25 protein-coding genes are annotated in these 23429 nt (G+C 65.0%); 11 read left to right on the forward strand and 14 right to left on the reverse strand.

Annotated features, from left to right (window positions below; translation table 11 throughout):
• Nucleotides 1–29 precede the first annotated feature (29 nt).
• On the reverse strand, nt 30–1418 hold the full coding sequence (locus GFY24_RS35070; RefSeq protein WP_309231700.1) for a class II 3-deoxy-7-phosphoheptulonate synthase: 1389 nt from the start codon (nt 1416–1418) through the stop codon (nt 30–32).
• 207 nt (nt 1419–1625) lie between these two features.
• On the opposite strand from GFY24_RS35070, the gene GFY24_RS35075 reads away from it, so the two are divergent.
• From GFY24_RS35075 to GFY24_RS35090, 4 genes are all read left to right on the forward strand, one after another.
• Nucleotides 1626–2126, forward strand: a complete 501-nt coding sequence (locus tag GFY24_RS35075) for a polyadenylate-specific 3'-exoribonuclease AS (RefSeq protein ID WP_153809408.1) — start codon at nt 1626–1628, stop codon at nt 2124–2126.
• A 62-nt stretch (nt 2127–2188) separates the two neighbouring features.
• On the forward strand, nt 2189–3358 hold the full coding sequence (locus GFY24_RS35080) for a DUF262 domain-containing protein (RefSeq protein WP_153809409.1): 1170 nt from the start codon (nt 2189–2191) through the stop codon (nt 3356–3358).
• Between the two features lie 2 nt (nt 3359–3360).
• Nucleotides 3361–4503, forward strand: coding sequence for a DUF3696 domain-containing protein (locus GFY24_RS35085; protein WP_153809410.1), 1143 nt, complete (start codon nt 3361–3363; stop codon nt 4501–4503).
• Nucleotides 4504–4602: 99 nt separating this feature from the next.
• Nucleotides 4603–5439: a hypothetical protein gene (locus GFY24_RS35090; protein WP_153809411.1), complete on the forward strand. Its 837-nt coding sequence runs from the start codon at nt 4603–4605 to the stop codon at nt 5437–5439.
• Nucleotides 5440–5514: 75 nt separating this feature from the next.
• On the opposite strand, the gene GFY24_RS35095 is transcribed toward GFY24_RS35090, so the two are convergent.
• From GFY24_RS35095 to GFY24_RS35140, 10 genes are all read right to left on the reverse strand, one after another.
• A complete protein-coding gene (locus GFY24_RS35095; RefSeq protein WP_153809412.1) occupies nt 5515–6240 on the reverse strand; it encodes a 1-acyl-sn-glycerol-3-phosphate acyltransferase in 726 nt (241 codons plus the stop codon).
• A 162-nt stretch (nt 6241–6402) separates the two neighbouring features.
• Nucleotides 6403–7407, reverse strand: a complete 1005-nt coding sequence (locus tag GFY24_RS35100) for an ROK family protein (protein ID WP_153809413.1) — start codon at nt 7405–7407, stop codon at nt 6403–6405.
• Complete coding sequence (locus GFY24_RS41365; protein ID WP_194853140.1) at nt 7404–8348, reverse strand: hypothetical protein; 945 nt, start codon at nt 8346–8348, stop codon at nt 7404–7406. Before GFY24_RS41365 ends, GFY24_RS35100 begins: the two co-directional genes overlap by 4 nt.
• Nucleotides 8345–9607 (reverse strand): ArsA family ATPase, encoded by a 1263-nt coding sequence (locus tag GFY24_RS35110; protein WP_309231701.1) that lies wholly within the window; start codon nt 9605–9607, stop codon nt 8345–8347. The genes GFY24_RS41365 and GFY24_RS35110 overlap by 4 nt, the downstream gene beginning before the upstream one ends.
• 32 nt (nt 9608–9639) lie before the next feature.
• Nucleotides 9640–10077 carry an SRPBCC family protein gene (locus GFY24_RS35115; protein WP_153809414.1) on the reverse strand — a complete coding sequence of 146 codons (438 nt, stop codon included), beginning with the start codon at nt 10075–10077 and terminating at the stop codon, nt 9640–9642.
• Nucleotides 10078–10119: 42 nt separating this feature from the next.
• Entirely contained in the window at nt 10120–10509 is a 390-nt protein-coding gene (locus tag GFY24_RS35120; RefSeq protein WP_309231702.1) for a polyketide cyclase / dehydrase and lipid transport, read from the reverse strand.
• Nucleotides 10510–10551: 42 nt separating this feature from the next.
• Complete coding sequence (locus GFY24_RS35125) at nt 10552–11715, reverse strand: glycosyltransferase family 4 protein (protein ID WP_153809415.1); 1164 nt, start codon at nt 11713–11715, stop codon at nt 10552–10554.
• A gap of 79 nt (nt 11716–11794) precedes the next feature.
• Nucleotides 11795–12802: a hypothetical protein gene (locus tag GFY24_RS35130; protein ID WP_153809416.1), complete on the reverse strand. Its 1008-nt coding sequence runs from the start codon at nt 12800–12802 to the stop codon at nt 11795–11797.
• A gap of 19 nt (nt 12803–12821) precedes the next feature.
• Nucleotides 12822–13814 carry an NlpC/P60 family protein gene (locus tag GFY24_RS35135; protein WP_309231703.1) on the reverse strand — a complete coding sequence of 331 codons (993 nt, stop codon included), beginning with the start codon at nt 13812–13814 and terminating at the stop codon, nt 12822–12824.
• 218 nt (nt 13815–14032) lie between these two features.
• A complete protein-coding gene (locus GFY24_RS35140) occupies nt 14033–14629 on the reverse strand; it encodes a C40 family peptidase (RefSeq protein WP_153809417.1) in 597 nt (198 codons plus the stop codon).
• A gap of 635 nt (nt 14630–15264) precedes the next feature.
• Between GFY24_RS35140 and GFY24_RS35145 the strand changes: the two genes are divergently transcribed.
• The gene (locus GFY24_RS35145; protein WP_228566965.1) at nt 15265–17091 is read left to right on the forward strand and encodes a DEDD exonuclease domain-containing protein; all 1827 of its coding nucleotides are present in this window, start codon (nt 15265–15267) and stop codon (nt 17089–17091) included.
• 81 nt (nt 17092–17172) lie between these two features.
• On the opposite strand, the gene GFY24_RS35150 is transcribed toward GFY24_RS35145, so the two are convergent.
• On the reverse strand, nt 17173–17748 hold the full coding sequence (locus GFY24_RS35150; RefSeq protein ID WP_153809419.1) for an SAM-dependent methyltransferase: 576 nt from the start codon (nt 17746–17748) through the stop codon (nt 17173–17175).
• Nucleotides 17749–17867: 119 nt separating this feature from the next.
• Here GFY24_RS35150 and GFY24_RS35155 point away from each other — a divergent pair, with 119 nt between their 5' ends.
• The 3 genes from GFY24_RS35155 to GFY24_RS35165 are packed head-to-tail and all read left to right on the forward strand — an operon-like array spanning nt 17868 to nt 20381.
• A complete protein-coding gene (locus tag GFY24_RS35155) occupies nt 17868–18140 on the forward strand; it encodes a polyprenyl synthetase (RefSeq protein ID WP_153809420.1) in 273 nt (90 codons plus the stop codon).
• Nucleotides 18133–19185, forward strand: coding sequence for a polyprenyl synthetase family protein (locus GFY24_RS35160; protein ID WP_153809421.1), 1053 nt, complete (start codon nt 18133–18135; stop codon nt 19183–19185). The genes GFY24_RS35155 and GFY24_RS35160 overlap by 8 nt, the downstream gene beginning before the upstream one ends.
• Nucleotides 19186–19232: 47 nt before the next feature.
• Entirely contained in the window at nt 19233–20381 is a 1149-nt protein-coding gene (locus GFY24_RS35165) for an oxygenase MpaB family protein (RefSeq protein WP_153809422.1), read from the forward strand.
• Nucleotides 20382–20417: 36 nt separating this feature from the next.
• On the opposite strand, the gene GFY24_RS35170 is transcribed toward GFY24_RS35165, so the two are convergent.
• Complete coding sequence (locus tag GFY24_RS35170; RefSeq protein WP_153809423.1) at nt 20418–20723, reverse strand: hypothetical protein; 306 nt, start codon at nt 20721–20723, stop codon at nt 20418–20420.
• Entirely contained in the window at nt 20710–21069 is a 360-nt protein-coding gene (locus tag GFY24_RS35175) for a hypothetical protein (RefSeq protein ID WP_153809424.1), read from the reverse strand. Before GFY24_RS35175 ends, GFY24_RS35170 begins: the two co-directional genes overlap by 14 nt.
• 208 nt (nt 21070–21277) lie before the next feature.
• Here GFY24_RS35175 and GFY24_RS35180 point away from each other — a divergent pair, with 208 nt between their 5' ends.
• The 3 genes from GFY24_RS35180 to GFY24_RS35190 all read left to right on the forward strand — a co-directional run.
• A complete protein-coding gene (locus GFY24_RS35180) occupies nt 21278–22192 on the forward strand; it encodes a helix-turn-helix transcriptional regulator (protein WP_153809425.1) in 915 nt (304 codons plus the stop codon).
• Complete coding sequence (locus GFY24_RS35185; RefSeq protein WP_153809426.1) at nt 22179–22391, forward strand: DUF397 domain-containing protein; 213 nt, start codon at nt 22179–22181, stop codon at nt 22389–22391. Before GFY24_RS35180 ends, GFY24_RS35185 begins: the two co-directional genes overlap by 14 nt.
• A 280-nt stretch (nt 22392–22671) precedes the next feature.
• A partial coding sequence (locus tag GFY24_RS35190) for an IS30 family transposase (protein ID WP_194853141.1) occupies nt 22672–23429 on the forward strand: 758 nt, incomplete at its 3' end.

Raw genomic sequence — 23429 nt, forward strand, 5'->3', positions numbered from 1 at the left:
CTATTTCGTTGTGCCACTGAGCGATTCGCTCAGCGGAGCATCTCCGCTACCAGGAACGCCAGTTCCAGGGACTGCTGGGTGTTGAGGCGGGGGTCGCAGGCCGTCTCGTAGCGATTCTCCAGGTCCAGGTCCGAGATGTCCTGTGCACCACCGAGGCATTCGGTGACGTTCTCGCCGGTGAGCTCGATGTGCAGGCCGCCCGGGTGGGTGCCGAGGGCGTGGTGCACCTCGAAGAAGCCCTGCACCTCGTCGACGATGCGGTCGAAGTGGCGGGTCTTGTAGCCGTTCGAGGTCTCATGCGTATTGCCGTGCATGGGGTCGCACTGCCAGATCACCTGGTGGCCGGTGGCCTGTACCTTCTCGATGATCGCGGGCAGCACCTCGCGGACCTTCTGATTGCCCATGCGGGCGACCAGGGTGAGGCGGCCGGGCTCATTGTTGGGGTCCAGGCGCTCGACGTACTCCACGGCCTGTTCGGGCGTGGTGGTCGGGCCGATCTTGAGACCGATCGGGTTCGCGAGGAGTTCGGCGAAGGCGATATGCGCGCCGTCGAGCTGACGGGTGCGCTCACCGATCCACAGGAAGTGCGCGGACAGGTCGTAGAGCACCGGTTCGCCCGTGGTGGGATGCGAGCTCAGGCGCAGCATGGCGCGCTCGTAATCGAGCACGAGCGCCTCATGGCTGGCGTAGAGACGGGCGGTGGACAGGTTCGGGTCATTGACGCGGCAGGCCTTCATGAAGGCCAGTGCGCGGTCGATCTCCGCGGCCAGGGCCTCATAGCGGGCACCGGCCGGGGACTGTGCCACGAACTCGCGGTTCCAGTCGTGCACCTTGTGCAGATCGGCCATGCCCGCGGAGGTGAGCGAGCGCACCAGGTTCATGGCGGCCGAGGCGTTGGCGTAGGCGCGCACCAGACGCGACGGATCATGTTCGCGCACAGCCGGATCGGCGACGAGCGAATTGACCATGTCACCGCGGTAGGAGATCAGGCCGAGGGAATCGGTATCGGAGGAGCGCGGCTTGGCGTACTGCCCCGCGATGCGCGCCACCTTCACCACCGGCAGGCTGGCGCCGTAGGTGAGCACCACGGCCATCTGCAGCAGGGTGCGGATATTGCCGCGGATATGCGGTTCGGTGTTGTCGGCGAAGGTCTCCGCGCAGTCACCGCCCTGCATGAGGAAGGCCTCACCGCGCGCCACCTCGGCCAGGCGTAGTTTGAGCTCCTCCACCTCGGCGGGTACGCAGATGGGCGGCACCGATTCGAGGACGGTGCGCATCTTGGCGGCCTGCTCCGGATCCCACGACGGCTGCTGCAGCGCGGTGCGAGTCAGGGCGTCATCGAGACGCCGACGCAGCTCGGCAGGCAACGGTGGAAGTTCCGGCAAGCGATCTATCGGTACGTCGACGGTCCAGTTCACAGGTTCAGAATACGGACCGCGGCAAACCGCGTGGACTACACCCAGGGCTGGAATCCCTGACACCGTACGAACCGATCTTGACGCGGGCTGCGAGTCACCGCCGACGAACGGGAACCTAGGCTGGAACCCCGGAGGATCTGCCCGGATCGTCCGCATCCCAGCGTCGCAGGCGAATGCCACGGCCGGAACCGAGGAGAGTCCGTTCTCTTGCGCTATTTCTATGACTCGGAATTCATCGAGGACGGCTCGACCATCGACCTCGTCTCGATAGCCGTGGTGTGCGAAGACGGACGCGAATACTACGCGGTATCAACAGAATTCGACGCCGGCAAGGCCGGGCCATTCGTGCGCCGCAATGTGCTGCCGAAGCTGCCGCCGCGCTCGTCGCACCTGTGGCGCAGCCGCGAGAAGATCCGCGAGGACCTCTACCGCTTCTTCCTCCCCCGCCCCGGTGTCGAACCCGAACTCTGGGCCTGGGTCGGCGCATACGACCACGTGGCACTGTGCCAACTGTGGGGTTCGATGGTCGATCTCCCGAACGCCCTCCCCCGCTACACCAATGAACTGCGCCAGCACTGGGTACAGCACGGTAGCCCGGCCCTGCCGCCCATCCCCAAGGACGCGCACGACGCGCTCGCCGACGCCCGCCACAACCTGGCCAAATTCGAGGCCATCGAGGCACACCGCCGCATCCGATCAGGCGCATAGTCGCATAGTCGCCTTGTACAGTTCGCTGAGAGACCCCGAACAACAAGGAGAAGCCGACGCCGATGGCGCAGCAGCATGACGCCGACTTTCAGACCTTCGCGATGCTCCGGGAGTTGGGCGTCAGCGGCGAACTCGTGGACGTCGAGCGGGAGAACTCGAACGGCCCGGTCGAGCCCTACGACCCGAATCAGATCGATGTACTGACCCGAACACCGACGATCAATCTAGTGCTGTCTCGGTTGAAGCGCGGAAAGATCGACCTGCAACCGGATTTCCAGCGCGCTGCCGGGATTTGGAACGACGACAACCAGAGTCGGCTCATCGAATCGATGCTGCTCCGAATTCCCTTGCCCGCTTTCTACGCTGCGGAAACCCAGGATGACGCCTGGGCGATCGTGGATGGTATCCAACGGCTGACATCCATTGCCCGATTCATGGCACCGGAGCTGACACCATTCCAACCGCTGAAGCTCAAGGGATTGAACTATCTCGCCTTCGAGGGCGCGAGCTTCGAGGATCTGCCCGGACACCTCCAAACTCGACTGGAGGAAACCGAGATCGTACTCCACTTGATCAGGCTAGGAACTCCGGATGCAGCGAAGTTTAATATCTTCGCGCGCCTAAATACTGGCGGCCTGCCACTGACCACGCAGGAGTTGCGCCACGCATTGATTCCAGGCCCAGCACGCGGAATTTTGGCCGAGCTTGCCGATTCGTTCGAGTTCCTGGCTGCGACCGATGGGTCGGTGGCCAGCAGTCGCATGGCTGACCGCGAGATGGTACTTCGCTTCATCGCATTCCTTCTCATCGATCCAAAGTCCTACGGAGAAAAGGATTTTGATCAATTCTTGCGCAAGAGCATGCAACAGATCAACAACCTGCCTGACAGCGAAATAGATCATATCAAGTTAGAATTCACTCGTTCAATGAATGCAGCGCAAGAGATATTCGGACCCTACGCATTTCGTAAACGCTACGTCGCCAAGTCAAACCGCTTCCCCATCAACAAGGCACTGTTCGAAGCACTCGGAGTCACACTCGCCAGACGCTCCCCACAGCAACTGAAAGCATTGATCACCCAGCGCGAAGCAGTCGTGAGCGGATTCATGGCCCTGATGTCCAATGACACCAGGTTCGAGCAGTCCATCTCGATGAGCACCGGAGATCCGGCGCGAGTACGGTACCGATTCACAACCCTCGACGGAATGCTCTCCAACTTCGATCGGAGATAATAATGATCCGTGAGATCCGATTGTTGAACTTCAAAGGATTCGCAGATCAGACAGTTCCTCTCGGCCAATTCACCCTTTTGACCGGACTGAACTCCTCAGGGAAGAGCACAGTGCTCCAGGCATTCGCCCTGACCCGTCAGTCGGCGGAGACAGGACGAATTTTCGGGTCGCCTTCAAATCCCTATTGCGGGTTCACCCTCAATGGGGAAATGGTCGAACTCGGCACAGGCCGCGACCTACGGCATGAATCATGGATTGCCAATGGCGAGATAACTTTGGATTTCCAATGCGAAGATCCTACAACCGGCAAGGAATTCCGGTTCCGATGGTCGGCCGGATACGACGCTGACGAAGACTTTCTGAAATTCGAATCCATGCCGACCATGCAGGAATGGCTATCGAATCCGCGACCGAACTTCCTGACGTCGAGCCTTTTCCAGTACCTGCGGGCCGATCGCATCAATCCGGCCGTGAGCTACCCCCGCTCCAGCAGGAGCAGGCAAGGATTTCTCGGCGCTCGCGGGGAGTACACCGCTGATGTGCTGCGGCAGCATCAGGACGATCCAGTATCGCCGGAGGTTCGACATCCGGCCGCTGTCTCGGACCAATTGCTGCGGCAAACCGAAGCCTGGCTTGGCCATCTCTGTCCCGGAATCAATCTCACCGCAACGGGCATCGACGGCACCGATGCGGTTCGAATCGCCTACAGCCACGGCACTGGTGGGCTCACCTCATCGAACCAATATCGTCCCACCAACGTCGGATTCGGTCTCACCTACGTCCTACCGATCATCGTTGCCTGCCTCACGGCGAAGCCAGGGGCGTTGATCCTGCTGGAGAACCCCGAGGCACACCTCCATCCGCGGGGGCAATCAGCCCTCGCGGAACTTGTTGTGCGAGCGGCAAAGACCGGTGCGCAAGTCATCGTGGAGTCGCACAGCGATCACATCCTCAACGGTGTTCGGATCGCGGTGAAGAAGAACCTGATTCAACGGGATCAACTGAAACTGCACTACTTTCACTCCGGATCGACAGCAGGTCACGCATTTCAAACCATCGAGGTGGGCCCGGCGGGTACCATCGCGCAGTGGCCCGACGGCTTCTTCGACGAGTGGGACCGGGCGCTGGATGAACTGATCGACTGAATCGCGCCGCAATACCCGGGGGATCGAATGCCCGTACTGCTCGTCTTGAACGAGCTCTCGTGCGAAGAACAGCTGGCTGCCGCCGAAATCGACTGTGCCATGCGGCAGTTCATCGAAACGCTGCGCGCCGTAGCTCCCAAAGCCGCCCTTGTGACGCCGATGAAGTTGCCGAATATCGAACTGGCACCGGGCTATCCGATGAATCGCTGGGCAGCCGACGGCCGAAACCGGGATCTCTGGCGAGCAATCCGAGTGATGCAGAACAAGGCTCCGTATACATTCCAGGAGTTGGCCACAGAGATCCGAGAAGACGACGAGTTCCAGTTCAATGGACGGATAGCACAAGGTCTGGGCGTCGCGCACAATCACGACGGCTTGGCCGTCAGCCTGCCCACGCATCTCGACTGGGACACCTCACATATTCCCGTCCGAAAACTCTGGTTGGACGAAGAAGCGGACAAATTGGTCGAGGGTACCGTGACAGTGCGTCACGCATCCGCACCCATCCACCGCGATTTTCACGCAGATTGGCTCGCGACATTCGATGGCGATAATGCTGTCGAGACCGGTATCGAGATTTGGAAGGAACGGGGCGAACGATTCCCTGCACTGGAATTCCTACCACGTGTGGAGGACCAGCTGACGAATCTCTCGCCCGGCTGGGTCCGACCTGTCCTCGTACGCCTCACCGAAATTCAACGGTCCATCAGTGAATGGGTTCCCACGAGTGGTCGGCAACCGGTGTGGGCAAGCAAAATCACGCCCGAACACGAGCAACGCCGCCGACTCTGCGAATTCGTCGATCTGGATGGAACGACCCAGGTCTTCGACATGCATGCTCGATTCACTCCGGGCGTGGGGCGGATCCACTTCCGACTGAACGGCGCTGGGGGAACCGCAAGGATTGCCCACATCGGTCGCAAACTGGGCGCATGACCTCGACGAGCGTAGCCCCGGATATGACTCGGGCCCCGAGAGTTGCTCTCGGGGCCCGGGTTCGGCTGAGGTGTCTCAGCCCGCCATGGTCTGGGGGATGCGGTCGGCGTCGGGGCGGGTGCCCGACGGGACGCCCTTCTTCAGGCTCGCGGCATAGACGTCCACGTACTCCTGGTCGCCCATTCGCATGAGTTCGTACATGATCTCGTCGGTGACGGCGCGCTCGACGAAGCGGTTGCCGCCCATGTCCTCGTAGCGCGAGAAGTCGATGGGCTTACCGAATTTCACGGTGACCTTGCGCGGACGCCAGCGGAACGGTCCAGGCGGGCAGACCTCGTCGGTGCCGATCAGGGCGACCGGGATGACCGGGACACCGGTCTCCAGGGCCAGTCGGGCGACACCGGTCTTGCCCTTGTAGAGGCGGCCGTCCGGGGAGCGGGTGCCCTCGGGGTACAGGCCGACCAGACGGCCCTCGGTCAGCAGCTTGCGCGCCGAGTCGAGGGCGCCCTCGGCGGCGGTGCCGCTGGAACGGTCGATCGGGTACTGGCCCGCACCGGAGAAGAAGAACTTCTGCAGGCGGCCCTTGAAACCCGGGGTGGTGAAGTACTCGGCCTTGGCCAAGTAGGTGATGCGGCGGGGACTCGCCAGCGGGGTGAACAGCCAGTCGGTGAACGACAGGTGGTTACCGGCCAGAATCGCGGCGCCATCGGCGGGGATATTCTCCACACCTTCGACCTTGGGCCGATTGATGAGCTGGATGAATGGTCCCACCAAGACGAACTTCAGCAGCCAGTAGAACATTGCGTCCTTTCCCCTGTTTCGATACCCGGGACCGGCCTCGTTGCGGGCACCACACTCACTTGTGGACTCTACCGCTGAGACTTGACGGTGACCAACCGCCCACTGTCGGATGTCTGTGGTTCATCAAGGTTTTACGTCATGGTCGGTGATTCGGCGGGCGTGTCAGCGCCCGGCCGGACCGGCCGGCACCGCATCACGCTGCGCCTCGAGTGCTGCGCGGGCGAGTTCGGCCGCACCGATCATGCCCGCGGCCTCGCCGAGTTGGGCGGTGCGGATGCGTGCGAGGCGGCGGTGCCGCGCCCCGGTGATGGAGGCCGAATAGTGCTCGCGCGCATCGTCGAGGAAGAGCGGGGCCGATGAACTCACACCGCCCGCCACCACAATGAGATCCGGATCGAAGATATCGCTGACGAAGGCCAGACCCAGGCCGAGCCAGCGCGCGAAATCGGCCATCACATCCTGGGCCAGCGGATCGCCGTCCTGCGCCGCGCCCGCCACCCGGCGACCGGTCAGCGAACCCGGATCGCGGTCCGCGTCCCGGGCCAGCATGGTGGAGCGGGCCGGATCGGTGGCCAGCCTTTCCAGGGCGGTATCGACCAGAGCCGTTCCGCTGCAATACCTTTCCCAGCAGCCGCGTTTACCGCAGGCGCAGGCGCGACCGTTCGGCACCACCTGCAGGTGACCGAGTTCGGGTGCGACGCCATAACTTCCGCGATACAGCCGCCCGTCGATGAGCAGCGCGGCTCCTATTCCGGTACCGATGGCCACCAGCACCACATTGCGCCCGCCCGCCGCCGCGCCGAATCGGTACTCCGCCCACAGTGCCGCGTTCGCATCGTGTTCGAGCAGCACGGGTAGTCCGAGGCGATCGGTGAGCCGCCGCGCGACGGGTGCGTCCTCCCACGGCAGATGCGGTGCGAACCGCACCGTGGCCCGGTCCTCGTCCACGAATCCGGCGACCGCGAGTCCGACCGCGCCGATGGCATGCCGAGCGCACAGCTCCCGCACCACCCGCGCCAGTCCGTCTTCCAATGCCCGGGCCGACTGCGGCGTGGACGCGGTCACGGTATCGAGCACCTCACCGGCACCGTCGACCACCGACGCGCGAATATTGGTGCCCCCCACATCGATTCCCACTGTCAGCGGCACCTGCCCACCGCCCCTCATGCCTTGATGGTTACGTCGATGGGGACATACCCGGCCCGCGTCGCCCCCCGCCCGCGACCTTCGTCGCCGCGCTCGGACGCAGTGCCCGGCCGCCCGGCCGTACCCGCACTACCGCTGGAAGACGTGCCGCCACCGGAGGTTTCGCGCTCACGACGCCCCGCTGCCATGCCGGTCCGAGCCGCCGCGCCGGAGGAATCACCACCGGCTCGACGCCCGGCGGTCGCCCCTGTATCGGCGACGAAGGCATCACCGGGCATGGGAGCGCTCACGCCTTCGTCACCTTCCGCCGCCGCGCGAGCTTCGGATTCCCCGCCCGATCGGGCACCGGTCGTATCGCCCTCGGCGCGGGCGTCGCGCTCGGTCCGAATGCCTTGTGCGCCTGCGGCGAATCGGGCGATGAGCCCGGCCAGTGCGGCGCTGGGCCCGTTGGGTGCGCCCGCACTCCGGCCACCCGGAGCGGCGTGATCGTGGGCCGACTCCCCAACCGTGCCGGATTCACCTGTGGGAGTCGCGGATTCGCTGCCCGAGCCGTCACCGGGCTCGCCGTCGGCCCGGCCCGAGTTCCCGGCGGAGTCGCCGTGGCCGAATGAATCGCGCAGCCAGGCTTGATATTCCGGGGATTCGGGGTCCAGGTCCGGCGGGATCACCGGTTCGACCGGGACACCGGCCAATGCTTCACGCAGGACGGTCACAAGGGCGGTGCCGTGGTCGGCGATGGCGGCGACCACATCGTGGTGTTCACCGCGGACCACCGCGGCGGCGGCGCACACCGGGCACCAGGCGCAGCTGGACCATTGGGTGCGCCCGTCGGTGGCGGTGCGGCGCAGCACGGGTTCGACGCGTTCGAGGACCGCTTCGGCGAGCAGGCGGAGCTCTTCGGCGAATTCGCCGAAATTATCGTCGGGGTGGCCTGCCCGCGGGTGGCCGTGCGGTGCGGTCATTTCGGCCAGACCTCGGGATCGGGCCGGAAGCGGATCACCAGTTGATCGCCGTCGAGTTCGGCGGTATCGACCGTGCACCGCCGCAATACCGATGCCAGCCGCAGCCGGCGCCTGACCCCGTCCGCTCCCACGATCAAATCGTCCTCCACTCGTCCCAGCTGCAGGGTCGACGGATCGACCACGGGTAGATGCATACGCATGGCGAACACCGAATGCACACCCCTTCCCGCCTCCAGCAGAACCGTCGGCCCGGCCGAAACGGACGGCACCCCGTCCACATCTGTGCCAAGCATAGGGACCGGACCCGGTCCCACCCAGTTACCACTCGCATCGACCGCATAGGACAGTGCCGTCAATGAACTCAGGCCGACGGGTTCGGTCCCGGCATGCGTCACCACCTGGACGGGGATGCCGCCCATACGTTTACGGAGATCGATGACCACATCCAGTTGTTCCCCGCGCCGGTTGAAATACCACTGCACGGCGGGGTGGATATTCGCGCCGTAGTCGGGCGCGGCGGTCTCGGGGAGCACCTTGTTGACCAGGACCGCGTCCAGGCGCAGGCCGAGTAGCGCTGCGGCGGAACGCACTCGGGCCGATTCGGCCACCGCCACGTGTTCGGGCGCGGTGACCAGGCGGGCGGTGGTGCGCCGCTGATCGGCGATGAGATCGCGGGCCGCTGTCACCGCGGCCACGATCTGTTCGACGGTCACCGCCAGCACCGCGCGGCGCAGGTCACCGCCGATCGTGCTGAGGGTGCGCGCATGCGCGGGCCAGACCCGTTCGAGATAGCCGAGCAGGGTGTCCGGGGCGGTGAGAATGCGCAGCATATCGGCCGAGGGCGGGCAGTCCAGGATGATCACATCCCACTGCTGGGCCTTGGCGAATTCGGTGATCTCCAGCAGCGCCAGGATTTCCTGCACGCCGGGCAGTCCGGTGAGTTCGGCGGGATCGAGTGCGCTGAGATCGATTCCGTGCTCGTGGCCCTCGCCCGACACCATGAGCAATACGGTGCGGAACCGATCCTCCAGCAGCGCAAGGGAATCCACTTCAATCACATCCAGGCCCGGCTGCACCGCGGCCACCCCGGGCACACTGCCGGGTTGATGCGCGAACCTGAATCCCAGTGCGTCACCGAGGGAATGGGCCTGATCGAGGGAGGCCAGCAGCACCCGCTGTCCGCCGCGCGCGTAGGCGAGTGCGGTCGCGCACGCCAGCGTCGTCTTTCCTACCCCGCCCTTGCCGACGAACAGTTCCACTCGGGTGGCAGGTCGCTCGGTCCTGCTCGCGGTCAGCCTTCGACCCGTTTCTTGAGTTCTTTCAATGCCGTATCGGTGATGACCTTCTCGGCCTTGCGTTTGAACATACCGATCATCGGAATGTTCAGGTCCACGGTGAGTTCGTACACCACCTGGGTGCCGCCGTCGGGCAGCGCGATCAGCTCATAGCTGCCGTCCTGCGCTTTCTGCAGATCACCGCCGACCAGGGTCCAGCTGACGGCTTTACCGTCGGGACGCCAGGTGTAGGAGAGCGTGTAGGTGTCCTTCACGACTCCGGCATCCAGGACGAAACGCGCGGTGCGGGCGCGACCGTCCGGGAGTTTGTCGAGCACCTCGACCGAGCGGGCCGCGGCGACCCATTCCGGATACGACTCCAGGTCCGCGATGACGGCCATCACTCGATCCGGGGGGGCGTCGATCACGATCGACCGTTGAGTTCGATCGGCCATGGGTGACAACGCTTCCTTTCGAAGGGCGGAAACAGGAACGGGCTACTGCGCGGCGGCGGGCGCGACCCCGGCCTTGCGACCGGCCTCGAGCCGGGCCTTGACCTCGAAGGACATCTTCTTCCCGGCGACCCGGTGAGTGCGGTTGACGGCCAGCAGATCCCGTGCCGACATGCCCTCGACGCCCTTCGGTTCGGCGTGCATGAAGTAGTGCAGGACGACCCCGTCCAGCATTTCCTCCAGCCACACCTCCATGGTGCCGGTCGCCGCACCGCTGATGGTCCAGCGAATTCCCTTGTCGGCCCGGTCTTCCCGCACCTGCAACTGCAGGTCCGGCCACCACTGCCGCCAGCGGCCGCGATCGGCCAGCATTTCGCCGACGGCGGTGCCGGGCGCGGCGACGAAGGTCTGATCGGCAACCTGGATACTGCTCACGCGGTGAGCCTAACCCAGAGCCCGCCCGTGTTTCTCCGTCGGTTAGTTCAGACCTGTGTTCGGCTTGGTGTGGATCGGCGGGTCGAGCAGGTCGCGCAGGCGTTCGCCCATGCGATCCCAGCGCCATTGTTCTTGCACCCAGGCGCGACCTGCGGCGCCCATACGGGTGGCGGCGTCGCGGTCGGAGAGGACGTCGACGATTGCCTTGGTGATGGATTCGGGGGATTTGCCGTCGACCACGTAACCGGTTTCGCCCTCGCGGACGGTCTCGGGCGCGCCGCCGGAATTGCCCGCCACCACGGGGACTCCGGTGGCGGAGGCTTCCAGGAAGACGATGCCCAGGCCCTCCACGTCGAGGCCGAGGCCGCGGGTGCGGCACGGCATGGCGAAGACATCGGCGATGGTGTGGTGGGCGGCCAGTTCGGCGGCGGGGACGCGGCCGGTGAAGACCACGTCATCGGTGACGCCGAGCGATTCGGCGAACGCGTGCAGTTTCAGTTCGTACGGTCCGCCACCGGCGATGACCAGCACCGCGCCCGGAATCTGCTTGCGAATCTCCAACATCGCGATCAGCAACATGTCCTGGCCCTTGCGTGGGACCAGCCGGGACAGGCACAGGATGGTCGGGCGATCGCCCAGTCCGTAGCGTTCACGCAGTTCGGCGCGGGCGGCCGGGTCCGGTTTGAAGACCTCGGAATCGACTGCGGGCGGCAGGTATTCGAGGGCGGCCTGTGCACCGAAGGCCGCGGAGAAACGGCGTCGCGTGTATTTACTGACATAGGTGATGACATCGGTGTGGTCACCGATGGCACGCAGGGCCTGGCGGGCGCCGGGCAGCATGGACCAGCCGACCTCATGCCCGTGTGTGGAGGCCAGGATTCGTTCGGCCCCGGCCCGCCGCAGTAGCGGAGACATGAGCGCCAGCGGTGCCGCCGCCCCGAACCAGACTCGATCGCACTGCTCGTCGCGTAGCAGTTTGGCCGCGCGCCGGGCCACCAGCGGAGTCGGCAGCATCAGGGTGGTGGGATGCCGCACCACCTGAAAAGGCTGTTCCGCATCGAATTTCCAGTGACTGTCGCCCTTCCAGCGGGGCGCGTAGACCACCAGTTCATCGGGGGGTAGCTGCATGGCCAGCGCATGCACGTAGGACTGGATACCTCCCGGTCGTGGCGGGAAATCATTGGTAACCAGCAGCGTTCGCCCCATGCGATCAACCTACTGCACTCACGCCGCGGGCTCGCCCCGGACCGAAACCTCGCACCCCTTCGAGTGCGTGTCGTGCGAGTCAGGCGCCCGCGGTGCTGCGGCTGGTGATCCAGGAATGCCAGCGGGCCAGGAAATCCGGGTAGGAGACGCCGAGGGTGCTCCCCAGGATCGCCTCGATCGCGGCGTGATCCTTGGGGCCGGTGGCCAATTGCCGGTAGAGCGAGATCAATTGGGGTTCACCGAATTGGTCGGCGATGAAAGCGCAGGCGGACCAAGCCTGTTCGTAGGCGGCGGCGGCCTCACCACTGGCGGGTTCGAAGGCCGCGTCGGCGGGCAGATCGGCCGGGAGATTGTCCGCGCGGGCCCGAGCGGTGAGCGTCGGCGCGATCTCGTTGATGGACTGACGCATTCCCCGATGCGCGGTGTACTCGGCGAAACCCTCGAGCATCCACTGCGGCGAACCGTCCACGGTCACCGCGCGAGTGGCGACGTGGGTGAGCTCGTGCCGCAGCACCGACCGCAGGCCATCCGGGCCGAGTCGCCGACCGGCCTCGGGTCCGAAGACCACGCGCTGGCCGGTGACCTTACTTCCCGGATGAAAGGGATCGGCGACCGTCGCCGCGGCGACTTCGGCGGGCACGTTGCCGGTGGCATTGGTGAGCGCCGCGAATTCGGCTGGGCTGGAGGCGACTACGACCACGGGAGCCTGCGACCAGTCCGAACCCCACAGCGCGCTGACCGCCTGTGTCGCCGCCGACAACTCCCCCGCCAGTACATCCATATCGCCGCTGCGCGCCGGATGTCCCAGCACCACACCGACTTTCCCGGCCCCGGTGCTCACCGGTTCGGAGTTCACCTTGCCGTAGGAATCCATCAGCCGATGCAGCCCGGACACCTGCGGATCGGAGGCGACGAGCACATTGTCCGCGCCCGGTACCACCGCTCGAATCTTGGGCAGTACCGAATTGGGCAGCATGAGTAGCGCACCACAGGCGCCGGTCAACCCGGTCACCATGACCAGGGTCAGGCAGAACTGGAACCGTCGTTTCGCCGACAACCAGCCGCGTACCTGCCGCAGTGCGCTCATTGCCACCTCGTGGTGTTGGTCAGAATCGACGCGCGGAGTTGAAAGGTGTTGATCCCATCGGCGCGACCTGAACCGGAACGCCGAAGGTGGACGCGTGCAACATCAAACCATTGCCCGCGTAGATACCGACATGGGAGATGTCCGAATAGAAGAAGACCACATCGCCGGGCTGCAGATCCTGCTCGTCCACCGGCGTGCCGTAGCCGGCTTGCTGCTGGCTGGTGCGCGGGACGTTCTTGCCGACCTGATGGAAGGCCCACTGCACGAGGCCGGAGCAGTCGAATTGTTCCGGGCCGACCGCACCCCAGACATAGGGTGCGCCGATCCGGGTGAGTCCGGCGGCCAGGGCGCTGGTGCCACTGCCGGGGACGAGTCCGCGTAGGAGGGAGTCCTTGTCGAATCCCGGCGGGAACATCGAACCCGCAAGGGCGGAGCGATCTTTGGCCGAGAGCTGACCCCAGGCGGCGATGACGCCCGCCATGGATCCCTGCAGCGAGGCCCGCTTGGCTTCCAGGTCGGTGCGCACGGCGTCGGCCTGTGCACTCGCCGCCCGGGCCGCGTCGGCGGCGGTGCGCGCGGCGATTTCGGCGGCGGAGGCGGCACTGCTGACCCTCTGATACTGGCTCAGTTGATCATTGGTGCGCGCCCCCACCAGATCCACGATGGACATCTGATCGAGCAGTTGCTGCGGTGAGGAGCTCACGAGCAGCGAGGTGAGCCGGTTGGTACGACTACCGAGCAGGGCCGAACTGGCCGCGCGATCGATAACCGGCTGATATCTACGAATCTCGGAGCGAGCCGCGTCCAGGGTGGATGCGGCGGCCGCGGCCTCGGTATCGGCGTCCGTGGCGGCGGCGACCTTGATGTCGAGATCGGCTTGGGCGTTCAGCGCCTGCTGGTTGAGCTGTTCGGATTGCCTCGAAAGGTCGATCAGTCGCTGCACCGCTTCCCCGGCCGATGCCGGTGCGGCGACCGGATCGGCCATCGCGGGTCCGATGTTATCGGCTCCCACCAGGAGTGCCCCTGCTGTGAGGGCTCCACCTACGAGTTTCTTCGTGCGATGTTGCGCTGCCACCGTCGGCGTGGTCCCGTTCTCTTACCCCGAGCTGGAAAAGAAGGTCTCGAATAGGTTACGAAACGGCGACCTGTTGTGTCCAGCAGGCCACAAAATCATTACGGTCGCCGTTCGCTCGCAGGTCGCTCGACCTGCGGATCTTCGATTCGAGATTTTTAGATTCGGCGCGCGCCGGCGAACGGCATGGACGAGATCGGGGCGACCTTGACCGGCTGACCGGAGGTCGAGGCGTGCACGACATTGCCGTCGCCCACGTAGATACCGGAGTGGCTGCCGCCGTAGAACGACACCACATCGCCCGGCTCCAGCTGATCCTCCGAAATGGGGGCGCCGGTGCTGAGCTGCTCATAGCTGGTGCGCGGCAAGCTGATTCCGGCCTGCGCGTAGGACCACTGCACCAGTCCGGAGCAGTCGAAGGCATTCGGGCCGGCGGCGCCGTACACGTACGGATCGCCGAGACGGCTCATGGCGGCGTCCACCACCCGCTGGCGCGGACCGGCCTGCGGCGCGGCGGGGGCGGGGGCGCCCGGCAGCTCGACGCCGGGGATGGCGGGCAGCTGCACCGGGATGGACTCCGGCACGCCGGGGATTCCGGCGGGGAGCTGGATCTGGTCCGGCACCTCGAAGGCGCCGACGCCGGGGATAATCACCGGCTGCGCCAATGCGGGAGAGGCGGGCAGCAGCAGCGCGCTCAGCGTGGCAGCGCCGACGGCACCGGCCGAGAGGGCCCGCTTGACGGTCTTGGTCGCCATGGTGAGGTACTTCCAATCTGCCCCGCGACGCCGCACCGGTTTGGTGGGTCGGACTCCGCGAGGTCTCAGGAAGATTACGAGCCGATAACGGTGATTTGTAAAGCGGCGACCGACGGGCCATGGCTGGAAATTGTTACGCACCGTCATTTCGGTGCGATAAATGTCACAGCAATCACGAAACAATAACAGCGACCAATTCGGCGAGAGCACCCCCGGAGCTACCCGTCGGTAACCAAGCGCCTTGGACAACCCCTCCACGCAGGACAGATTCCGAATAACACGAGGTCAGAGGCATCATACCCAACCAGGCGCTGACCGGGGGACTTGCAAACCGCCCCAAGGCGACCCTTACCGAGGCAGCATCCGCCGGACACTGACTCGGACAGTCCGTCACATCCGCTCACGTTGATTCACTTTATGAATCAATGTGATCCCCGTCACTTTCTCGCATATTCGTGAAATTCGTGGATTTCAACTCGAAGATCTCGATGACAAATTCAGGCATTTCCGCAGGTCGTCGAAATCCCGGCTGTGGCGTCCAGCAACGGCCTCAGCAGCCGCTCAGGAGCCTCGTGCATGATCTTGTGCCCGTACGGATCGCCGTCGGCCGAATCTGTCGGACCCTCGGCCTACGCTTGCCGGTCGTGTCCGAACAGCTGGCCTTCGATGAGCTCGAAACACCGCTCTACGACACAACGTTCGTGGTCGTGGACTTGGAGACGACCGGAACGAGTCCCCAGGGGGATGCCATCACCGAGATCGGGGCGGTGAAGGTACGCGGGGGTGAGGTACTCGGTGAGTTCGCGACACTGGTGAATCCGGGGCTGGCGATTCCGCCGCAGATCGTGCAGATCACCGGGATCACGACGGCCATGTTGATCGATGCGCCGCCGATCGAACAGGTGCTGCCCGGGTTCCTGGAGTTCGCGAACGGGGCCGTGCTGGTCGCGCACAACGCGCGGTTCGATACCGGGTTCCTGCGCGCGGCGGCGGCGCGTAGCGAGATTCCGTGGCCTGCTTTCCAAGTGGTGTGCACGGTGCAGCTGGCGCGGCGGGTACTCAACAAGGATGAAGCGCCGTCGGTGAAGCTGTCGTTCCTGGCGGAGTTGCTGGGCTCGCAGACGCGGCCGACGCACCGCGCGCTCGATGACGCGCGGGCGACGGTGGATGTGCTGCACGCGCTCATGGCCAGGGTCGGGAATCAGGGGGTGCACAGTCTCACCGAGCTGCTCGACTATCTGCCGGAGGTGACGCGCCGCCAGCGCGCGAAACGGACTCTCGCGGCGGATCTTCCGGCGACGCCCGGCGTGTACCTCTTCCGGGGTCCTTCGGATGAAGTCCTATATATAGGAACCGCGGTGAATCTTCGCCGCCGCGTGCGCACCTACTTCACCGGTTCGGACACCCGTCCGCGCATGCGCGAGATGGTGCAGTTGGCGACCCGGGTCGATCACGTCGAGTGCGCGCACGGCCTGGAGGCGGGTGTACGCGAACTGCGTCTGCTGATCGCGCATACCCCGCCGTACAACCGCCGCTCCAAGTTCCCGCAGCGCGCATGGTGGCTGACGCTCACCGAGGAGGCGTTCCCGCGCTTCGCCGTCTCGCGCACACCTACGCGGGATGCGCTGGGCCCCTTCACTTCTCGCGCGGATGCCCTGGAGGTGGCGACCACCATCGCCGAGAATTGCGGCCTGCGCACCTGCACCACCCGCATCCCGCGCACCGGCACGCATGATTGCCCGCCCGCCATAGTCGGCGGTTGCCCCGCGAGCGCCGAAAATAGGCCCCTATATATAGAGGAGTACGCGCGAGCCCCGGAATCGGTCCGCGCGCTCTTCGCCGGCGAGAGCGACGTGATCCTGCACGCCATTCAGCAGAAGATCGAATCCCTCTCTGCCGCAGAACATTTCGAGGCCGCAGCCCGCCTGCGAGACCGCGCCACCACGGTGATCCGCGCCCTGCGCCGCACCCAGCGCCTCAACGCCCTCACCCGCCTCCCCGAACTGATAGCCGCCCACCCCGACGGCGCCGGTGGCTGGCAGTTCGCGGTAATCCGGCACGGCCGCCTCGCCTCCGCGGGCAACGCGCCGCGCGGCATCTCCCCCATGCGCACCGTCGACCGCCTGGTCGCCGCCGCCGAAACCGTCATCCCGCCCATCCTGAACGCCTCACCCCGAACCCCCACTCCCCCACCCGAACTCGCTTCCACGCGGGAACTCGATCCCGCCCCGAATCGTGCGACCGCGCCCGTGCCGGCCCATCCCCCACTACATGGCGCCCTCCCGGAGGAGGTCGGTCTCCTGGTGCGCTGGCTCGAACAGCCCGGCACCCGCATAGTCCGTACCACCGACGGTTACGCCGAACCCCGCCGCGGCGCGGGCCCCTGGCTGACATGGCTGGAGCGCGCCGAGATCGCGCACGCGGCGCAGTCCACCCACGATCGCCCCGACTACGGCAAATAGCTCACCCGCCAAGCCGAGTCGGTGCGACCGGACACTGTCAGGCGCCCGGTCGACTTCCATAATCGGCGTGGTGCTCGTGCGCTACCGCTTGCGGCCGACGCCGCCGACTATGCAGTGGCGCACCGCGCTGAGCATGCGTAGGCGCGGGCCGTCCTGCCACCAGTCGTCGCACAACACCAATCCGGGTTCGATCATCTCCAAATCGCCGAACATGGCCTGGATTTCGTCGCGGGTGCGGAAGCGGCCGCTGCCCATCGGGCTGTGGATGAACTTGTCCTCCATCTGGACCGCCAGTTCGCTGAGCTCGGGCTCCTGCGGATCCCGCGGGTCGAAGAAGTGCGAGATCGCCACGAATGATCCGGCCGGCAGTGCGTCGATGTAGGTCTGCATCAGCGCGGCCGAGTCCACGCCGAGGTAATGGTGCAGTGTCCCCACCTGCAGCAGGGCCAGCGGGCGGCTGAAATCCAGGTGTTCGAGAACCGATGCGTCTTTGAGTATTTCCAGCGGCTGGAAGATGTCGCAGGTGGAGATCGTGGCTTTGTTGTTCTCGGCCAGCAGCGCCCGGCCGTGCGCGAGGACCATCGGATCGTTGTCCACGTACACCACGCGAGCTTCGGGGTTGACGCGTTGCAGGTGTCCGCGCGGCGAAATGATCATCGTTCGGTTTTCGACGTGTCCCGGATCGACCCATGCCACACTGGCTTTGCCTGACTGATCCGGAAGTTGTTGGGCGGCACGGTGTCAGGGCCACTTCTAGGGATGTGGGAGCTGATCGTATGGGGCAAGGGGCATTCGATTCCGGGTCACGTGGTGAGGATGCCGTGCTTTTGGCGGTGGGGCTGGCGGATGCCGCGCTGAGTCGGGTTGGGCCGGTGGTGAATCGGGCTTTTCGGGTGTTGCGTCGCTCGGATACGGCCGATCTCGTAGGTGCGGCCGGTGCGGATTTGAAGGCGCGGGGGCGGTTGGTGCTGGACCGGTATGACACCGTTCCGCAGGCTCATCTGGAGTATCTCGCTCAGCGTGCGCAGGCGCGCCGCGGCAATGCCTGAGCACTTCGACCCGGTTGCGTTCAAGGCTCGTATCGATGCCGCGCTGGGGGAATTCGTTGCGTGCGAGTGCGAACAGCTGCTGGAGATCGATCCGCGGTTGCGGCCGGTCGCCGATCAGCTGGTGGTCACGGCCACTCATGGCAAACGTTTGCGGGCGGCGTTCTGCTATTGGGGTTGGCGAGCGGCCGGGCAGCCGGACAGCAATGCGCTCGTACGTGCCTCGGCCGCAATGGAATTGGTGCACGCGGCGGCGAGCGTGCACGACGACATCATCGATGCCAGTCCGCTGCGGCACGGTCTGCCCACAGCGCATATCGCGCTGCGGGATTCGCTCGGCGGACAACCCCGGCCGCGGAAGTCCGCGCGGGCGCTGGCCATGCTGGTCGGAGATCTGTTGATAGCCGCGGCCGGGCAGTTGTTCCTCAGCAGTGGTCTGCCGGTGGCGTACTTGTCGCGTGCGCGTGCACTCTGGGCGGTTCTGGCTCGGGAGTTGATCGCCGGGGAATGCCTGGAGATCATCTCGACCGGCTCGACTCCCGATCTGGCGGAGTCGATGAAGGTGATCCGGTACAAGACCGCCAAGTACACCGTCGAGCAGCCGCTGCTGATCGGTGGGGCGCTGGCCGGTGCGAGCAAGAGCCTGCAGCACACCTTCTCCGCGTACGGATTACCGCTGGGCGATGCCTTTCAGTTGCGCGATGATCTGCTCGGACTGTTCGGCGATCCCGCCACCACGGGCAAGTCGAACCTCGACGATCTGCGCGGCCGTCGCCCCACCGCCCTGCTCGCCGAGACCTGGCACTCCGCCGATGACGGGCAGCGCGAACAACTACGAACCCTGCTGGAGCGTCGGGACCAGGGTCCCGATGATCTTCACGACCTGCGCGAGCTGATGAACCGGATCGGCTCCCCGGCCCGCATCGAGGAGATGATCCACGCGCGGGTCCGGACCGCCACCCGCGTGCTCGCGCGGGCGGAGCTGCCGGCGAGCGCCGCGCAGGCGCTGACAGAGCTCGCGCACACCGCCACCACCCGCGGCCACTGATGTTGCGGCACAAGCACTCCCGTCGCCGCCCGACCTGAGGAGTTTCGATGTCCCAACCTCTCGGCGCCTTGCGGATGCTCGGCGATGAACTCGCCGACGCCACCGTGGCCACCCTGTTCGAGCGCGGCGAGGTCGGCAAGTTCAACACGCTGATGCGTTACGTTTCGACCGCGGGCTCGCCACTCCCGGATGATCTTCCCGATATCGCGCGCGAGTATCTGCACCAGACCGCCGCCCCACCGGACTGGGTGGATTGGGGCGAAATGGAGCGGGCGCGGCTGTTCTTCATCGACAACAACGTGCACATCTCCACCGCGCTGTCCTTCGCCGCCATGCCCGCCTGCTATGTCGTACCGCATATCGCCAAACTGCTGTCGGCCACGCATTCGCTGCAATACCCGTCCAAGCGTATGGCGGAGACCGGGCAATTCACCGTCTATTTGATGCGTCCCGACGCCTTCGAGGCCGGTAGCCGTTTCATCCCCGCCGTGCAGAAGGTCCGGCTGCTGCATGCCGCGATCCGGCATCACCTGGTGCGGGAAAACCGCTGGGACACAGCAACCTTGGGTGTTCCCATCTGCCAGGAAGACATGATCGGCAGTCAGCTGCTGTTCTCGCTGCTGGTACTCGACAGCCTGCATCGGCTCAACATCCACATGAGCGTGGAGGGCGCCGGGGCGTATTACTACGCCTGGCGGGTCGTCGGCGCCATGCTCGGCGTCGACCAGGCGCACGCACCCGCGGACCTGACCTCCGCGCGGGAGTTCCTCGACGATTATCTGGTGCGCTATATGGGTCCGAGCGAGGAAGGCGCGCAGCTCACTCGTCAGTTGATCAATCTCTACGAGGAGGTTGTGCCCGGCACTCTCTTCGATCCCGTGGTGGCCGCTTTGATCCGCTATCTCATCGGCGATACCTGCGCCGACTGGCTGCGTGTGCCGCGCACCGGTTGGGATTCGGCCGTCAAAACCGTTCCGGCTCTGCTCGGTGTCCTCGAAACCATCGAGGACAGTTCGCCTTTGGGCGCCTGGGCGCTGGACCGTCTCGGCCACCTGACATCGATTTTCGAGCTCAGCTCCCTCACCCGTGGCCGAGTCATGCAGTACGCCATCCCCGAACACCTCAAACCCGATTACGGCGTCGCCTCCGCCGGACCCCGCATCAACCGCTGGACGCCACCCCCGCCGGCCCGCTGACATCCTCCATCCTGATGTGGCCGAAGGTCGATGGGGTCAATTCATGTGAACGGTGTGACGTCCGATGACGTCCTCGACCAACCGTCCGGCGCTGTCGGAACCGGCGGATTCGGCGCCGTCGAAGATCGCATCGAGAATGTCGGCCCCATCGAGGGTCGCGGGATACCGGTGTGCCGCGCGAGCACTGACAATTACCGCGTGCAGCACGATCGCATAGACCCGCGAGCGCGGCACGGTCAATCGCCACCCATGCCGTTCCCGTTCCCGCAGTTGGGCTTCGACGGTATCGAGCACATCCACGATCACCTGACGCTCCACCTGATCCCGGTCATCGCACGGCATGACGCCCACCGAAAAACAGTGCGCCATAACCGAATACCGCAACCCGCAACAGCGTGAACAGCTTCACCCGAGGAGCCACCGCCCGGTCGGCCCGCGCATCAAGCACCATCCGCCCCGCCTCGGCCAGAGCATTCCGCGGCTGCCACCGCACCCGGCAGTTGTTCACCCCGCACTCGAGATGCAAGTGCATCGCGACATGCGCCTGCGCAGCACTCAACTCCCCGGGATCGGCGTAGCAGGACCACAATCCGCGCACCGAATACCCGACAGTGCTCGCTTCAGCCAACGCACGCTCGGCCTCGGCCGCCTTTTTCTCACGGTTGATGCGGTCGATGATCGCCTGCACCGACCATGGATTCTTGCTGGACATCGCTGCGTTCCTCCCTGTCGTCACCGTGGTCTCAGAACACCACCGGCCAGGCAGGGACTGCATTAAAATCGGATTCCCGATAGCAATTCGTTCGAAAGCCCAAGAACCTATCCGCAAACACAGTGAACCGCACCCGATTTCGTGATCCGATCGACCCGATTTCACACAGTGATGGGACGCCGACATGAACAGCGCTCACGACGACACCGAGTTCAACCCGAGTTCGACACTGCCGCGACGGCAGCTCGGCCGGTTTCTACGCGAATGGCGCGAGGCGAATGGATTCACCTTGACCGTAGCCTCGAAGCTGGCCGACCTGTCTACCTCTGCCCTTCAGCGCATCGAGTCAGGCCAAACCCAGAAGGTCCGAAAGCAGGATGGGAGTGCACTCTGCGAGGTCTACGGTGTCGACCCCACCGCCACCCTCGCCGCCATCGATCTCGCAACGCTCGCCCGAACCCAAGGCTGGTACCACGCGTACGGCGGGTTGTACTCGGATGCTTTCAATATGTACACCGGACTCGAAGCCGCCGCCGAGCGGCTGATCACCTACCACGAGCACATTCCGGGACTACTTCAAACCGTCGACTACGCCCGCGCCATCATCGGCGCGTACCCCGATTTTACTGGCACCGGTGACATCGACCGCCGTGTCGAGCATCGCATGAAGCGCCAGACCATCGTCACTCGCAAGACCAATCCTGTCGTGCTGGAAGTACTTTTGCACGAATCCGCGCTACACCGGATGGTCGGCAGCCGACGGATCATGGCGGCTCAACTACGTCACATGGCCGAGGTGTCGAAGCTGGCCAACGTCAGCGTGCGACTGCACCCATATTCAGCAGGGCTGACGTGGGGGCTGCCGCGTGGCTCTTTCACGATTCTCGAGTTCGACACGAAGATCGGGGACGCAGTAGCCGAACCGCCGATCGTGTACATCGAGGGCGGTCCAACCCAGGACGTGTATCTGGAAAAGCCCGATGATGTGCGGCTCTATATAGAGTTTGCTTCAGCCATCCGAAGCGCCGCGCTCGAGGACCAACCGACCCGGGATCTGGTTCGCCGGGTGACGAAGGAGTTTGAGTATGAACAACGTTGACCTGTCCCACGCCGAATGGTTCAAGAGCAGCCACAGCGGTAGCCAAGGCGATTGCGTCGAGGTCGCCTGGCTTGCGGAAGGCGCTGTCGGCGTGCGTGATTCGAAGAATCCCACTGGCCCGGCACTGGTCTTCACGCCGAGCCAGTGGGATGCCTTCACCGCCGGTGCTGCTCGCGAAGAATTCAACCGCTCGGCCTGATCCACTGCCGTCGCGGGCCTTGATGGGTTGTTGGACATGCGATCACCGGGACATGAGCGTTGATTTTTGCGGCGTATCCCAACGCTCATGTCCCGGTGATCGATCGTCCAGCTGTAGGGCGAAGGCCCCTCGATTCGAGGAAAGCCGGCTTAGATTCAACGGGTCAACGCAACGGTGCTGGTGGAATGAGGGTTTGGTGGCGCGGGTCGGTCGTCCGGGGATGTCGGATGCAGTAAAGGCGGAGTTATGGCGGCGGTGGCGGGCCGGGGAGTCGATCAGCGTGATCGCACGGGCATTGGACGTGGCAACCGGGTCGGTCTACACGACGCTGAAGTACCACGGAGGGATTGCTCCGACGCCGCGCCGGCCGCGCACCGGGCACCTCGACGCGGCGGAACGAGAGACGATTTCGCGCGGGCTGAGCGCTCGAATATCGTTGCGGGCCATCGCAGTCGAGCTGGATCGGTCGCCATCGACGATCAGTCGAGAGGTCGAGCGCAACGGCGGCCGCGACGCTTACCGCGCTCTCGATGCGCAGGAGCGTGCCGACGAGCGCCGGCGCAGGCCGAAACAGCTTCTGCTGGAACGTAATCCTCGCTTGCGCGAGCATGTCGTGGAGAAGCTGGAGTTGGAGTGGTCGCCGGAGCAGATCGCCCGGCGGCTGCCCTTGGACCACGCCGACGATCCGGACATGCGGATCAGCCACGAGACCATCTACCGCGGCGTCTATACGAGCAGATGGAAGCTAATCCCGAAACATCCAGCGGAGACGGCACTGCGGACCAGAAGGCCGATCCGCAAGAACAAGCATCACAGCGCGAAAGGGCAGTGGCGATCGCAGATCATCGGGGCGCGTCCCATCGAAGAACGACCTGCTGAAGCCGAAACGCGCAGTGCTACAGGGTATTTGGAGGGCGATCTGATTCTGGGCAGCAAGATCAGTCAGGTCGCTACCCTCGTGGACCGCAAGACGCGGTTTCTGACGATGGTGCAACTCGCGGACCGGCGCACCGTAACCGTCGTCGACGCCCTGATCGA

It is taken from the genome of Nocardia sp. SYP-A9097 (assembly GCF_009649815.1).
In the GTDB taxonomy this organism is placed as follows: Bacteria; Actinomycetota; Actinomycetes; order Mycobacteriales; family Mycobacteriaceae; genus Nocardia.